The 13,936-nt window shown below is 74.6% G+C and carries 12 protein-coding genes; 3 read left to right on the top strand and 9 right to left on the bottom strand.

Annotation, left to right across the window (positions count from 1 at the left end; translation table 11 throughout):
• Positions 1-8: 8 nt before the first annotated feature.
• Genes GA0070610_RS05820 through GA0070610_RS05810 form a run of 3 tightly spaced genes read right to left on the bottom strand, consistent with a single transcriptional unit; the run spans position 9 to position 4,863 of the window.
• A complete protein-coding gene (locus GA0070610_RS05820) occupies positions 9-1,430 on the bottom strand; it encodes a ferredoxin reductase family protein (protein WP_088999068.1) in 1,422 nt (473 codons plus the stop codon).
• Positions 1,427-2,794, bottom strand: coding sequence for a DUF1501 domain-containing protein (locus GA0070610_RS05815; protein ID WP_231925931.1), 1,368 nt, complete (start codon positions 2,792-2,794; stop codon positions 1,427-1,429). Before GA0070610_RS05815 ends, GA0070610_RS05820 begins: the two co-directional genes overlap by 4 nt.
• Positions 2,795-2,814: 20 nt before the next feature.
• On the bottom strand, positions 2,815-4,863 hold the full coding sequence (locus GA0070610_RS05810) for a DUF1800 domain-containing protein (protein WP_088999066.1): 2,049 nt from the start codon (positions 4,861-4,863) through the stop codon (positions 2,815-2,817).
• A 468-nt stretch (positions 4,864-5,331) separates the two neighbouring features.
• On the opposite strand from GA0070610_RS05810, the gene GA0070610_RS05805 reads away from it, so the two are divergent.
• Positions 5,332-5,589 carry a DUF3040 domain-containing protein gene (locus GA0070610_RS05805; protein ID WP_088999065.1) on the top strand — a complete coding sequence of 86 codons (258 nt, stop codon included), beginning with the start codon at positions 5,332-5,334 and terminating at the stop codon, positions 5,587-5,589.
• Positions 5,590-5,608: 19 nt separating this feature from the next.
• Here GA0070610_RS05805 and GA0070610_RS05800 read toward each other — a convergent pair whose 3' ends face one another.
• On the bottom strand, positions 5,609-6,694 hold the full coding sequence (locus GA0070610_RS05800; RefSeq protein ID WP_088999064.1) for an SWIM zinc finger family protein: 1,086 nt from the start codon (positions 6,692-6,694) through the stop codon (positions 5,609-5,611).
• Positions 6,691-9,837, bottom strand: a complete 3,147-nt coding sequence (locus GA0070610_RS05795; RefSeq protein ID WP_088999063.1) for a DEAD/DEAH box helicase — start codon at positions 9,835-9,837, stop codon at positions 6,691-6,693. Before GA0070610_RS05795 ends, GA0070610_RS05800 begins: the two co-directional genes overlap by 4 nt.
• 139 nt (positions 9,838-9,976) lie before the next feature.
• On the opposite strand from GA0070610_RS05795, the gene GA0070610_RS05790 reads away from it, so the two are divergent.
• Positions 9,977-10,849, top strand: coding sequence for a carbohydrate kinase family protein (locus tag GA0070610_RS05790; protein WP_088999062.1), 873 nt, complete (start codon positions 9,977-9,979; stop codon positions 10,847-10,849).
• A gap of 30 nt (positions 10,850-10,879) precedes the next feature.
• Here GA0070610_RS05790 and GA0070610_RS05785 read toward each other — a convergent pair whose 3' ends face one another.
• Entirely contained in the window at positions 10,880-11,401 is a 522-nt protein-coding gene (locus tag GA0070610_RS05785; RefSeq protein ID WP_088999061.1) for a DinB family protein, read from the bottom strand.
• An 83-nt stretch (positions 11,402-11,484) separates the two neighbouring features.
• Here GA0070610_RS05785 and GA0070610_RS05780 point away from each other — a divergent pair, with 83 nt between their 5' ends.
• A complete protein-coding gene (locus tag GA0070610_RS05780) occupies positions 11,485-11,691 on the top strand; it encodes a hypothetical protein (protein ID WP_088999060.1) in 207 nt (68 codons plus the stop codon).
• A 9-nt stretch (positions 11,692-11,700) separates the two neighbouring features.
• On the opposite strand, the gene GA0070610_RS05775 is transcribed toward GA0070610_RS05780, so the two are convergent.
• From GA0070610_RS05775 to GA0070610_RS05765, 3 genes are all read right to left on the bottom strand, one after another.
• The gene (locus GA0070610_RS05775; RefSeq protein ID WP_088999059.1) at positions 11,701-12,846 is read right to left on the bottom strand and encodes a polysaccharide pyruvyl transferase family protein; all 1,146 of its coding nucleotides are present in this window, start codon (positions 12,844-12,846) and stop codon (positions 11,701-11,703) included.
• A 70-nt stretch (positions 12,847-12,916) separates the two neighbouring features.
• Entirely contained in the window at positions 12,917-13,294 is a 378-nt protein-coding gene (locus tag GA0070610_RS05770) for a GNAT family N-acetyltransferase (RefSeq protein WP_157747049.1), read from the bottom strand.
• Positions 13,291-13,869: a TetR/AcrR family transcriptional regulator gene (locus tag GA0070610_RS05765; protein WP_088999057.1), complete on the bottom strand. Its 579-nt coding sequence runs from the start codon at positions 13,867-13,869 to the stop codon at positions 13,291-13,293. Before GA0070610_RS05765 ends, GA0070610_RS05770 begins: the two co-directional genes overlap by 4 nt.
• Positions 13,870-13,936 lie beyond the last annotated feature (67 nt).

Below are 13,936 nucleotides of genomic sequence, written 5' to 3'. Positions count from 1 at the left end.
CAGCCTTCCTACAGCTCGAACGTGGCGAGGTGGATCTGCCGGCGGGGCACGCCGGCCTCGCGGAGCACCCGCAGCGACTGCTCGACCAGGCCGGGCGGTCCGCAGAGGTAGACGTCGCGCCGGGCGACGTCCGGCACCAGCCGGCGCAGCCCGTCCGGGCTCATCACCTGGCGGGGTCCGGGGTCGTGGCGGGAACCGACGACGTACCAGATCGCGGTGTCCCGGGCCTCGGCGAGCCAGTCCAGCTCGCGGTGCAGCAGCACGTCGGCCGGCGTACGGGCGCGATAGATCAGCGCGGCGCCGGGCGGCAGTTCCTCCAGCATCGCCCGGATCGGGGTGATCCCGCTGCCGCCGGCGATCAGCAGGGCCCGTTCGCGGGTGCGGTGGGCGGCGGTGAAGGTGCCCGACGGGCCCTCCGCCCAGACCCGGGTGCCCGGTTCGAGATCGCGCAGGTCGGCGGTGTGCCTGCCGACCACCTTGACGGTGAGCCGCAGCCAGCGGTCGTTGGCGGCGGCGGAGACCGAGAACGGGTGCGCCTGCCACCAGCAGCCCCGGGCGAGGAAGCGCCAGCGGAAGAACTGCCCGCCCAGCAGCTCGAGTCGCTCCAGCCGCTCCCCCGTCAGGTAGATCGAGATCGTGTCCGGGCTCTCGGCGACCACGTCGGCGACCCGCAGCCGGTGCCGCAGGTTGAACGCCAGCGGCGCGAGCACCCGGCCCCAGAGCAGGGCGGCGAGCACCAGCGCGTACATCGCGATCCAACCGGTGCGTACCGGACCGGGCCGGAACAGCTGCGCGCCGTTGCTGAACTGGTGGGCGAAGCCGAGCAGCAGCACCGCGTAGCTCGACAGGTGCAGGGCGTGCCACAGCTCGTAGGGCAGCGCGGTCCGGATCGCCCGCACACTGGTGAGGCCGACCAGCACCAGGATCCCGGCGGCGGCGAACGCGGTGACCATGTCCTCGTAGTCGCGCAGCAGCACGCCGGCCTCGGTGAGCACCGGGTTGTCCTCCAGGTCGGCGTAGCCGACGAGGATCAGCGACGCGTGCGCGAGCACGGCGACCAGCAGGGTGGCCCCGACGTCGCGGTGCCAGCGGGCGATGCGTTCGCCGCCGGCCCACCGCTCCAGGATCGGCAGCCGGCTCATCATCAGCACCTGCACGAGCAGCAGGTAGCCGGCGACCAGTCCGGTGATCCGGCCGGCGGCGGTGAGGGTGGCGGCCGTCGTGCGCAGTGATCCGGGCGGGGTGTCCAGCCACCAGGGCAGCACGCTGGCGAGCAGGCCGACGACGAGCAACGCGGCCAGCAGCCGCCGGCCGCCGGGTCCGCGGCGCGGCGGCACCAGCGGGCGTACGTCCGCAGCCGGCCGGCCGCCGCGCCGGGACGGGGTCGTCCCGGCGCGGCGGCCGGCGGCGTGGGTGCGCGGGTAGGTCACGCGTACAGCTTCATCGGGCGGTACTTCTGCCGGGGGAAGATCTTGTCCACCTCCGCGTTGGTGAGCCCGAAGCGGCCCTGCGCGACGGCCCCGTAGACGTTGAACATGTTGTTGTACTCGGGCACGTCGCCGGAGTCCAGGTCGTCCAGGCCGTTCCAGGTGCCCAGCAGCGAGCCGGCGAGCTTGCGGCCGGAGAGCACGGTGACCACGCCGCCGTGGCCGTGGTCGGTGCCGCCGCCGTTCGAGGCGACCCGCCGGCCGAACTCGCTGGAGACCATGATGGTCACGTCGGCCGACTTCTCCCCGAGGTCGGTGAAGAACGCCGCCATGGCGCTGGCCAGTTCGTTGAGCCGCCGGTGCAGCTGACCGCCGTCGCGGGTGCCCTGGTTCTCGTGGGTGTCGTAGCCGCCCATCCCGACGGTGGCGACCCGGACGTTCGCCCCGCCCTTGATGAGCTGTGCGAGCTGCTGGAACGCGTTGCCGACGCCCTTGTACTCGACGCCCTCGGCCGCCTGGTACGGCTTCGCGGCGAGGCGCTGCGCGGTGGTCAGCGCCCCCAGGCCGTCCTGCACGGCCTCCTGCACGGGGTGGTTGATCCCGGTGAAGAGCCCCTTGATCGCCTTCTCGGTCGCGGCCCGGTACCGGTCGTCGCCGTTGAGCCGCAGCGATCCGACGTTGTTGAGGGAGAGCGCGCCGTTGTTGCCGACCAGCGAGCGGGGCAGCGTGCTGCCGATGCCGACGCTGCGGAACGCGGTACCCGTGCCGAGCGCGTCGACCAGGCTGTCCAGCCAGCCCCGGCCGCCGGTCTCGCCGGGCAGCCCGCCGAGGTTGCAGGCATCTGCGGCCTGGAAGTGGCTGCGCGAGAGCCGCTCGTCGGAGACCGCCGGGACGAAGCCGAGGTTGCCGCTCTTCAGCCACTTCTCCAGCGGCTTGAACGCGCTGGTCAGCTTGAACCCGCGGCCCAGCGCCAGGGAGTCGTTGCCGAGCAGCAGGTCGGGGCGGGCCTTGGCGAGCACCGGGTCGTCCGCCGGCGCCACCAGGCTCAGCCCGTCCAGCCCGCCGTAGAGGAAGACGTGGATCAGCGTGCCGGTCTTGGTGGCCGCGAACGAGGCCGAGGTGGTGACGAACTGGGCGGTCGCGAGGGCGGTCGCGGTGGCGGCGGCGCCGGCCACGAACGTCCGCCGGGTCACGCCGCGACCGTCCTGCTGGGCTTCCTCCAGGTCCTCCAGCCGCCGGTAGCGGTCGGCCTCGGCGGCGTTCTCGGCGGCGACGATGTCGGCCTCGGCCCGCAGCAGCGCCTCGGCCGGGTCGTCGGCCAGTCGCCGCAGGTCGGGGCATTCGGGGTGCAGGGGGAACGTGTGCACAGTCTTCTCCATCGGGTGCCTCACCGGAGGTGGTGCTGGGGGGAAGCGAGGATCGCCCGCGCTACGGCGGTGACGGCCCCGTCGAACGTGGCGTCGACCCTGTCGCCGGCCGACACGCCGGCCACGCCGAGGATCAGGGACCGCTCCCTGGCGCTCAGCTTCTGACCCACCAGCCGCAGGGCCAGCGCGTCCACGTACGCGCCGGCGGTGGCGGGCGGCCGGGCCACCAGCTTCTCCGGCGGGGTGTAGGTGAAGACGGTACGGCGGCCGGCGAGCAGTTCGCCCGCCTCGTTCCAGCCGTTGACCATGGTGCCGGCGGAGGTCCAGGCCACGTAGACGTCCGGGTAGCCGTCGGGGGTGGGCTGGCCCATCGGGTACTGGCCCAACTGGCGCATCTTGTCGTGGACCTGCCGCAGCCCCCGGGCGTACGGGGTGCGCTTGCTGTCGCCGTTGTCGTGTCTCGGCGACGCCTCCGGGGAAACCCCGAGGGCCCGGTACGTGGCGACCAGGTACTCCATCGGCCGGCGTACCTTCTGGCCCACCGCCGCCCAGAACTCCGAGGAGCTGAACAGCGTCATCAGCACCGGCTTGATCATGCCCTTGTTGATGCTGTACGACTTCGCCAGCCGCTCCACGAGGGACTTCGGCGGCGTGTCCGACACGAAGCGGGTGGCCAGGCTCTGCGCCACGTACTTCGCGGTGGACGGGTGCAGCGCGATGTACGTCAGGTACGCGTCGATGGCCGCCTCGGCCTTCTTCGGGTCCTTCGAGTTGTTCGCGTGCGTGAAGCCGAGGACCTTCACCTTGCCGACGTAGTGCCGCTCGGGGCGGAACACGTACTTGCCGTCGCTGACGCCGCGACCGGTCTGGAGCAGGGCCGCCTGCCGGACGTCCTTCTCGGTGTAGCCGCCGTCGACGCCCACCGAGTACAGCTCCAGGTTCTCCCGGGCCAGGTTCTCGTTGACCGCGTCGGCGCGGGAGTCGTTCTGGTTGAGGTAGAGCAGCAGCGCCGGGTGCCGGTTCGCGGCGAGCAGCATCTCGGGGTAGTTGCCGAGGGCGTGCGCCCGCACGACGTCCCGGTCGAAGGACGCGCGGTAGACCTCGCCGCCGTCGAAGTCCGCGGCGACGTGCAGGAAGTCGTTCCAGAAGTCGACCATGACCTCGAACAGCTGCCGGTTCGACCAGATCTGCCGGGCGACGGTGGCGTCCACCATCTCCTTCTCCGGCTGCGCGCCGCGCTCGTTGAGCTGGTCGCGCTGCTCGCGCAGCTGCGCGGTGCCCAGCTTCAGCGTCGGCAGCTCGGCGAGCTTCAGCTCGGCCTTCGTCGGGGCGATCTTGTCGGGGTCGAGCTGCCAGCGCAGCCAGCCGTCGATGCCCCGCTCCTTGATCTCGGCGAGGACCTGCGGGGTGGCGCCGAAGGTGGCCCGGCGGGCCAGGTGCAGCACCGGGTCCTTGGCGAGCACCGTCTTGACGGTCACCTTGGTCTCCGCGGCGGCGGCCGCCGGCCCGGAGAACGTCCGGCCGCCCGCCGGGGCGTTCTTCTTCAACGCCTCGCCGGCCCGGGAGCCCATGTAGCTCTCGTTCTGCTCGGTGTAGGTGCGCACCGTGCTCGGCTGCTGGCCGCTGGGGCGGGCGGGGGTGCCGTCGGTGACGGTGGTGCCGGTGGCGTCGCCGGCCACCGCCTCGTCGCCGAAGAGGCTGCGGATCTGCGGGGTCATCGCCAGGGCGGCACCCCCGGCCACCACCGCCGCGGTGCCGCCGAGGGCCGCGAGGGCCTTGCGGCGGCCGACCTTGCGGCCCGGCTCGTCGCCGTCGTCCAGGTTGGGCAGTCCCGGGCCGGCCTGCGGAGGGCCGGCCTGCCGGGCGAAGCCGTCCGGGCCCACCCACTGCGGGCCGCGCGCGGCCGGCTGCCCGGCGTGGGCGTACTGCCCCCGCGGGTCGGCGGGGTGCGGGCTGCGGGCCTCGTGGCCGTACGGGGTGGAGGGGTGGGCGTCGGCGGCGGGGTACTGACGCCCGTCCCATCCGCGGTCGTCCCGCGGTCGACGTGGTGGCACATTCTGGTCGGCCATGTACCAATCCGTTTCTGCTGCGCCGCGAAGACCGGCACCGGGCACGGGGTGCAGGTGCGGCGGCTGGTGCCTGAGGGGGTTGTCACCGGAAGGTAATGAAGCGTTCAGGTGCCTTCAAGCAGCTCTGGAAGCCCCCGCGAGGGCACTTAAGGCGCCGCTCAGCGCGGGTCGGCGGCCCCGGATTTCCGCGCGGCCCGGCACGGACCTCGCGAGCAGGGCGTACGCGGCACGGTCCGGCCCGGACGCGACGATTCCGACCGGACCGGCACGGGACGGCACCTGTATCGGCACAGGCAAATTTAAGGTCCGGCTAAGCCTGCCCTGAGGCGCTCCCGCTCGCCGAAGGCACCGCCGAGCGTGGCCGGGGCGGGCACCGGCCGGACGCGCAAAGTAGCAGCAGGACGGGAGCGTGAGCCGCCGCCGCAGCGGGTATGCCGCCGAACCGCTGAACACGTGAGGGGAAGGCACATGCTCAGCAAAGAGGATCAGCGCAGGTTCGAGCAGATCACCCGTCAGCTCCGGGAGAGTGATCCGGCGTTCTTCGCCCGGCTCGACAACCGGGCGCGGGCCCGTCGCGGCCGATGGCTGATGCTGTTGACGATCGTGCTGTGGGCCTCGCTGCCGGCGACGACCGTGCTGGCCGGGCGGCTGGCCGGGGCCGTCTGCGCGGTGGTCCTGGTGGCCAACGCGGCACTGATGTGGCGGTTCCGCCGCCGCTGGCTGTGAACCGGGGTCCCGTACGCCCTCACCGGGCGAGGAGCCGGTACGCCTGCCGCAGCCGCTCGACCAGGCCGGGCCCGCCGATGGCGGGGGCCGGCGCGCCGAGCTGCCGCAGCAGCAGGTCCGGCCCGGTCGACAGGCTGGGTGGCCGGTCGGGTAGCGGGACCGGCGGCAGCCAGAACCGGTCGACCGCCTCGGCCAGCGGTGCCGCCGGCAGGCCGGCGAGCGCCCGGGCCGCCCCGACCGGCGGGACGTCCACGGTGTCCGGTCCGGTCCGGTCCGCACCGCCGTGCCCGGCAGCGGATGCGGCACCGTCCGTCGCGGCCGGCTCGGCCGGGGACACGACACCGTCCGCCATGGACGGTGCGGCCACCGGTGTGCCGCCGTCCGCCATGGACGGTGGGGTCGGCGGCACGACACCGTCCGTCGCGGACGGCACGGCCTGGGGCCGGGCACCGTTCGCCTCCGGCCGGTCGTCGACGACTGCGGCGCCGGCGCGCAGGACGCGCAGCCGGTCGAGCATCTGCGTCCGGCTGCGGCCCCGCCAGTGCAGCAACTGGAACGGGTCGGCGTCGAACGCCTCGGCGAGCAGGTAGAACGTGGCCGCGAGATGCTTGCAGGGCACGGCGAAGTCGGGGCAGCTGCACCGCTGACGCAGCTCCGCCACGCCGGTGGGGAAGAGTGGGGCGCCGGCCGCCGCGAACAGCTCCTCCAGCTCCGGGGGCAGGTCGCCGGCGAGCAGCCGGGCGCTGAAGAACGCCTGGGCGGCCAGCTCCGCCTCGACGCGGGCCCAGAGCGCCTCCGGGAACGGCGACAGGGCGATGCTCACCTCGTACGGCTGCGCGCGCGAGCCCTGCACCTCGGCGTGGACGGTGCCGGGGGCGACGTCCAGGCGGATCACCTGGCCGGCCCGCGCGTACGACCGGCCGCGGGTCAACCGGGTGCCCAGGGCGAAGGACTCCAGCACCTCCAGGAAGCGCCGCGACCACCAGGACCGGCCGATGGCGCCCCGGGTGCTGCGTGCCCTCAGGCCGCCGTCGACCCGGCGCGGCGGGCCGTAGTCGGCGAAGCGGCCGCTCGTCCCACTGCCCTCCGCCGGTGGCCCGCTCACTCCACCACCGCCCCGGCCTCCAGGGTGAACAGCTCGCGCAGCTGCGTCGTGGACAGCTCGGTGACCCACTGTTCGCCGGTGCCGACGACCGAGGCGGCGAGGCTGCGCTTGTCGGCGATGAGCGCCGCGACCTTCTCCTCGACCGTGCCGGCGCAGACGAACTTGCGGACCTGCACCCGGCGTCGCTGACCGATGCGGAAGGCCCGGTCGGTGGCCTGGTCCTCGACGGCGGGGTTCCACCACCGGTCGACGTGCACCACGTGGTTGGCCTCGGTGAGGGTGAGCCCGGTGCCGCCGGCCTTCAGGGACAGGACGAAGATCGCCGGCCCGCGCGGGGACTGGAACCGGGTGACCATGGCGTCCCGGTCGGCCTTGCCGACGCCGCCGTGCAGGAAGAGCACCTCCCGGCCGAAGCGGGCCGACAGGTGCCCGCGCAGCATGCCGCCGAACTCGGCGTACTGGGTGAAGAGCAGGGCGCGCTCCCCCGCCGCGAGGATCTCGTCCAGGATCTCCTCCAGGCGGGCCAGCTTGCCGGAGCGCCCGGGCAGGGCCGAGCCGTCGCGCAGCAGTTGCGCCGGATGGTTGCAGACCTGCTTGAGGCGGGTCATGGCGGCGAGCACGAGGCCCCTGCGCTCGATGCCGTCGCTGGATTCGATGCGCGCAAGCATGTCGTCGACGATCGCCCGGTAGAGCGAGGCCTGCTCCGCGGTGAGGTTGCAGAGCACCTCCATCTCCAGCTTCTCCGGCAGGTCCGAGATGATCGAGGAGTCGGTCTTGAGGCGGCGCAGCACGAACGGGCCGGTGATCCGGCGCAGCCGCTCGGCCGCCTCGGCGTCGCCGTGCCGCTCGATCGGCTCGGCGTACTTCTTGCGGAAGGTGGCCGCCGGTCCCAGCAGGCCCGGGTTGGCGAACTGCATGATCGACCAGAGGTCCGCCAGCCGGTTCTCCACGGGCGTGCCCGTCACGGCGATCCGGTGCCGGGCCGGCAGCGCGCGGACCGCCTCGGCCTGCCGGGTGGCGGCGTTCTTGATGGCCTGGGCCTCGTCGACGACCACCCGCCGCCAGTCGATGCCGGCCAGGTCGACCGCGTCGCGGGCCGCGACGGAATAGGTGGTGAGGACCAGGTCCGCGCCGTGCACGGCCGCGCCGAACGCCTCGCCCCGCGCCCGTTCCGCGCCGTGGTGCACGTGTACGCGCAGCCCCGGCGTGAACCGCGCCGCCTCGCGCTGCCAGTTGCCGACCAGCGACATCGGGCAGACCAGCAGGGTCGGGCCGGCGTCCGGCGGGTCTGCGGCGAGCAGGGCGAGCAGTTGCACCGTCTTGCCCAGCCCCATGTCGTCGGCGAGCACCCCGCCGAGCCCCAGGGACTGGAGGAACGCCAGCCAGGCCAACCCCCGCCGCTGGTACGGCCGCAGCGTGCCGTGGAACGCCGGCGGCGGGTCCAGCGGGGCGAGCCGCCGCTCCACCGCCCCGGCGAGCAGGTCGCCCAGCGCGCCGTCGGCGCTGACCTCCAGCACGGGCAGCGCGTCCGGCTGCTCGGCGTCGGTCAGGCCGAGCCGCAGCAGGTCGGCGACGGTCAGCTCGCCGGAGGAGCGGAGCAGCCGCAGACCGGCGGCGAGCCGCTTCGGGTCCAGTTCCACCCACCGCCCGCGCAGCCGCACCAGCGGCGTCTTCAGCGCGGCCAGCGACGCCAGCTCCTCGGCGGTGAGCGGCTGGTCGCCGAGGGACACCTCCCAGCGGTAGTCGACGAGGGCGTCCAACCCGACGCCGCCGGAGGTGGTGGCGACGGTGCCCGGGGCGGTCCGGCTGCGGGCCTGCAACCGGGCGCCGAGCCGGGACGACGGGCGCCGCCACCAGGAGGGCAGCAGCACGGCGAACCCGGCGGCGTGCAGCACCGGGGCGCCCTCGCGCAGGAACCGGTGCGCCCCCTCGACGTCCAGCTCCAGGGCCTCCGGGGTGGCCGTACGCAGGGCGGTGTCCAGCTCCGGCCAGAGCCGGCTGGCGCGGCCCAGCTCGGCCAGCAGCGTCTCCTGCGGGTCGTCGCCGCGACCGGCCAGTCCGGCGACGGTCCCCGGCGCCCGCCAGACCTGCCCGGCGTCCACGTGCAGGCTCGGCTCGTCGGCGGCCTGGAGGCCGAACTCGACCCGCCACGAGCCGCTCGTCGCGACCGTCGCCGCCGGGTCGGCGGGCACCACGACGACCGGCTCGGTGACCTCGTCGGCCGGGGGCTCGACCAGGCGGAAGCTCGCCCGCACCGCGCCGCCGGCCGCGTCGCGCTGCCAGGCGTCCAGCTCCGCGCGGAGGGTGTCCAGCCCGGCCGGGTCGGCGGCGAACTCCCGCACCGGCCCGGTGAGCGCGGCCAGCCAGGCCGGCACGGCGCCGTTCGGGCGTACGCCCCGGGCCAGCGCGGTCTCCGCCAGGGCGGCCCGGACGGCGGCGTCGGCGAGCGCGTCGAGCGCGTCGGCGACCAGCGCGCCCGGCGCGGTGTCCGGCCCGGACGGCGTGCCCGTGCCGGCGGTGGCACCGGGACGGCCCGGCGCGTCGGTGCCGGTGGCGGCGCGGGCGGCCGGGGGCAGGGCCAGCGCCAGCGCCCGGGCCCACGCGGCGTCCGTGCCGGTCAGCAGCGGTCGCCACACCGCCCGGGCGGTGACCCCACGGTCCCCGCGCCCCTGCGACGGTTCGGTGAGGCCCGGCAGGACCCGGCCCCGGGCCGTCAGGTCCACCGCGAAGTCGGCGAGTTCGGCGAGGTGACGAAGGGTCGCGCCCGGCACGGCGGCCAGCGCGTCCAGGCCGCGCAGCAGGGGCAGGGCGGCGTCGGGGGCGTACCGGAGGACGGGGACCCGCCACCCGGCGAGGGTGACCGCCCCGCGGGCCGCGCCGGCGACCTCGGGACGGACGAGTTCCGGCGAGTCCAGGGGCGCGCCGGCCCGGCTGGGCAGGGTGAGCAGGGTCGTGCCGAGGTCGGTCGGCTCGGCCGTCGCGGCCAGCGCGGCGGCGAGCGCGGCGTGGTCGGCGGCGAACGGGTGTGGCCGTTCCCGGGGCGCCCGGCCCGGGCGGCGCGACGCGTGGACCGGCAGCGTGCTGTCCTCGGCCCAGACGACGAGCCCGACGCCGGAGCGCCAGACCCCGTGGACGACCAGCACGCGTTCCCCTCCTCGCGACGACCCCGGCGAGGATATCGGTCCGGCCCCCGCCGGCCCCGACCAGCGCACCGACGGGCCGCCCGATTGGCGGCGGCCGGCAGAGCGGGCCCGTGGTGCACCGACGGGCTAGGGTCGGCGCGTGTACGACCTCCTCGTGATCGGCGGTCTCGGCGTCGACGTGCGGGTGCGGGTGCCCGCGATCCCGCTGCCGGCCGCCGACTCCGTCCCCGTCGACCCGATCGACCTGCGGATCGGCAACACCGGCGCCGGGGTGGCCCTCGCGGCGGACGCGCTCGGGCTGCGGGTGGCGGTCGTCGACGTCATCGGCGCCGACCCGGCCGGTGACGTGGTCCGGGCCGCGCTGGCCCGCACCGGCGTGCACGCAGTGCTGGGCGACGCCCCGGCCGGCACCCGGCGGTCGGTGAACCTGGTCGACCCGGCCGGACGGCGCATGTCGCTCTACGATCCGCGCCCCTGGCAGGGGCCGCCCCCGTTCCCGGCAGGCGAGGTGACCGCGCTGGCCAGGCGGGCGACCCACGTCCACCTGTCGATCATGGATTGGACGCTGCCCCTGCTGCCCGCCCTGCGCGCCGCGCTGCCTGACGGGGTCGCCCTCTCCACCGACCTGCACGACTGGGACGGGGCGAACGCCTACCATCGGCCCTTCGCCGAGGTGGCCGACGTCGTCTTCGTCAGTGGTGTCCGGCTGGGCGCGGGGGCCGGCACGCTCGCCACCGCCCTGGCGCCGCGTACGGTGCTGGTGACCCGGGGCGCGGACGGCGCCGAGGTGCACCACGGCGCGGGCGACCCGACCCCGGTGCCCGCCGCCGCGCCGCCCGCGCCGGTCCTCGACACGAACGGCGCGGGGGACGCCTTCGCGGCGGGCGTGATCGCCGGGCGGCTGCGCGGCGCGGCGTTGACGGACGCGGCGGCGTACGCGGCCCGGGTCGCCGCGGCGGCCTGCACCCACGACGGCATGGAGTATCCGCCCGGCCTGCTGCCGCGTCGCTGACGCCGCAGGCCGGCGGGACCGGTGCGGCGGTCAGACCGCGCCGGTGGCGCCGTCGGTCAGCTCGCGGAGGATGTCGGCGTGCCCGGTGTGCCGGGCGGTCTCCTCGATCATGTGCACCAGGATCCAACGTAGCGACACCTCGCCGAGCTGCGGGTGCGGCACGACGTGGTCGAGGTCGAACCGGCCGGCGACCTCGCGGGACCGGGCGCAGGCCTGCTCGTACGCGGCGGCGAGCCGCTCGACGGTGTCGTCGTCGGTGAGCGTGAAGCTGGCCAGCGCGTCCTCCTCGGAGGTGAGGTAGACGTCGCCCGGGCCGGGGGCCAGCAGGCACGGAAACCAGTTCCGTTCGACCAGCGTCAGGTGTCTGACGAGGCCGGCGACGGTGGTGGCCGAGGGCACCAGCCGGCGGGCCGCGTCGGCGTCGGAGAGCCCGCGCAGCTTGCGCAGCAGCACCCCCCGGTGGAAGTCGAGGAACGACTCGAGCACGGCCCGCTCGTCGCCGGTGCGGGCCAGCACGGGGCCGAGGGTGGGATCGATCGCCATCTCCGCCATCCACAGACCCTAGTGCCGAGACATCCCGGCCCGCTGCCCCGCTATCCGCTGCGGGCTCTCCCCGGGCGGGGCAGGATGGGCGCATGGCATCAACGGCAGAGATCCCCCTGGTGGGTGGCGTGGCCGACGGCGAGACGGTCACCGTGGAACTGGACCCCAACGGCCGTCCGCCGCTGACGCATCACCACCTCGGTGCGAAGGGGCTGGCCGAAGCGGAGATCTACGAGCTGGAGTCCGTGGACGTCGACGCCGACCGGTGGTGCTACCGCTGGCGCGGACCGGCGGTCTGAGCCGGCGGGTCAGGCCGCCGGGGTCAGTCTGCGCGCCCGCAGGCTGTCCAGCACGGAGCGGGTGACCTGCGAGGTCCCCCGGGCCTCGTCGCACACCTCGGCCACCCGCCGGGCGGTGGCCTCACCCCGCTTGTCCCGCTCGTCCCAGAGCCGGTCGACCTCGGCCAGGAGCGGCCCCTCGACCTCCCGCTCCACGCCGCGCAGCGCCGGCACCCCGAGCCGCTGGGCCAGGTCGAAGACCTTGCCGGCGTACGGCAGGGGCAGAAACGGCGTGCCGGCCATCGCGGCGAAGATCAGGAAGTGCAGCCGCATGCCCACGGCCAGGTCGAAGTGGCGCATCAGCCCGAGCACCTGCTGGGGCGAGTAGGTGCCGTGCAGGATCCGGCCCCGCTCGGCGGCGACCATGTGCGACAGGACGCCGTGCGAGTGCCGGATGTCGTCGCGCTCCATCGGGACGAAGAGCACGTAGGCGTCGATCCGGTGCACCAGGAAGTCGCCGATCTGGGCGAGCAGGCGGTGGTAGCCGTCGACGTCGAGCCGCTCGGCGGCCCGGCCCGGCTCCCGTACGCTGATCCCGACCAGCCGCTTGCCGGCCGGCACGCCCTCCTCGCGCAGCAGCTCCGCCGGGAAGTCCTCGGGCTCGATCAGGAACGCCGGATCGGCGGTCACGGTGATCGGGTTGAGCAGCCCGGCCTCCTCCAGCATCATCCGGGACTCCTGGTCGCGTACGGTCACCTGGGTGGCGCTGGCCAGGGTCTCCCGCACCATGCCGGTGTCCACGCCCTCGCTGAGCGGCCCGACCCCCACCGCGTACGTCAGCAGCGGCAGGCCCCGCTCCTGGGCGACCCGGACCACCCGCAGGTAGCGGCGGGCCTCCCGGTCGTAGAGGATGCCGCCACCGCCGAGGATCAGCAGGTCGAGCTGGGCCAGCACGAGTGCCGAGTCGGTCCGGCTGACCCCTTCCCAGGGCACCGCCTCCACGTCGGGGTGGGCGATGCGGGTGTGCTCGGGGTTGCGGGAGAAGACGATGATCCGTCCGTTCGGCTCCTGCTCGCGCAGGTCGGTCAGGAGGCCGCTCAGGATCGCCTCGTCACCGAGGTTGCGACCGCCGTACGAGCCGAGCACACCGATGGTCAGTCCGCCGCCATGCGTCATCCGTCGCTCCCTCCCCAGGTGCGTGACGCGGTGGGTTTCCCGCTGGGCGGAGGAACACTCCTGACGCGGCTCAGCCGGCCGGTGGCAGCCGCTTCGTCATCTGCTGGGCAGCCACCCGGTAGCCGAGGCTGTGGTAGAGGTGGATGGCCCCGGTGTTAGACCCGAAGACGTTCAGGCCCAGCTCCGGCACCCCGAGGGTGCCGAGTTCCGCCTCGACGAGCTGGATCATCCGCCGCCCGTGCCCCTGTCTACGGTGTCCGGGATGCACCTCTATGTTGTTGAGCCACGCGGTGTGGGGACCGGCAGGGCCGCCGGGGAGCCCGACCCAGATCCACCCCACCTCGACGTCGCCGACCCGGGCGGTGCGCAGCAGGGCGCCGGCGCTGTCGACCCCGTCGGGGAGCTGTTCGCGCAGCTGGGTGGTGGCGCTCCCCTGTGTCGGAATCACCGGTCGACACCGCCGACCAGCCGGGACACGAACGCCACGACCACGTCGTCGGGGTCGAATCCCGCCTCGATGGACGTGCCGAGCAGATCGAGCAGCAGCCCGTCCACGGCGTAGTGCAGCAGAGCGACCTCGAACGCGCCACCCGGTAAGCCGGAGGCGAGGTGGAACGCGACGTCGTCGCGGTAGCCCCGACGCAGGGTGTCGCCGAGGATCCGGGCCAGGTCGGGCCGGCGGGCCGCCTCCAGCCGCAGCTCGATCAGGGCCCGGGTGAGGTCGGGCTGCCGGGTGGTCCGCTCGACGATGTAGCGCAGGTAGTCGGTGAACAGCTCCAGCGACGGCTCACGGGCGCCCAGCTCGGCCAGGACCTGCTCGTCGGGGGCGAACCGCTCCATGATCCGCTCGCCGAGGGCGCCGAGCAGCGCGTCGCGGGAGCGGAAGTAGTTGGAGGCGGTGCCGGTCGGCACCCCCGCCTCGGCGTCGACCGCCCGGTGGGTGAGCCCCCGCGCCCCGGTGGCCGCCAGCACCCGCAACCCCGCGTCGGCCAGCGCCGCCCGTCGTTCCACGTTCCTCGCCATGAGAACACCGTAGCAACAACCACTACGCGTGTAGTAACTTCATCCACGACATCAGTAGTGATTGGGG

It is taken from the genome of Micromonospora echinofusca (assembly GCF_900091445.1).
GTDB classification, from domain to species: Bacteria; Actinomycetota; Actinomycetes; order Mycobacteriales; family Micromonosporaceae; genus Micromonospora; species Micromonospora echinofusca.
The sequence above is the reverse complement of the archived record's forward strand: the minus strand, read 5'-3'. Positions and strand labels throughout refer to the sequence as shown.

Excerpts from the sequence above, each read along its gene's own strand:
- GA0070610_RS05810 (WP_088999066.1), bottom strand. The coding sequence starts at position 4,863 with ATGGCCGACCAGAATGTGCCACCACGTCGACCGCGGGACGACCGCGGA.
- GA0070610_RS05805 (WP_088999065.1), top strand. The coding sequence starts at position 5,332 with ATGCTCAGCAAAGAGGATCAGCGCAGGTTCGAGCAGATCACCCGTCAG.
- GA0070610_RS05785 (WP_088999061.1), bottom strand. The coding sequence starts at position 11,401 with ATGGCGGAGATGGCGATCGATCCCACCCTCGGCCCCGTGCTGGCCCGC.
- GA0070610_RS05780 (WP_088999060.1), top strand. The coding sequence starts at position 11,485 with ATGGCATCAACGGCAGAGATCCCCCTGGTGGGTGGCGTGGCCGACGGC.
- GA0070610_RS05775 (WP_088999059.1), bottom strand. The coding sequence starts at position 12,846 with ATGACGCATGGCGGCGGACTGACCATCGGTGTGCTCGGCTCGTACGGC.
- GA0070610_RS05765 (WP_088999057.1), bottom strand. The coding sequence starts at position 13,869 with ATGGCGAGGAACGTGGAACGACGGGCGGCGCTGGCCGACGCGGGGTTG.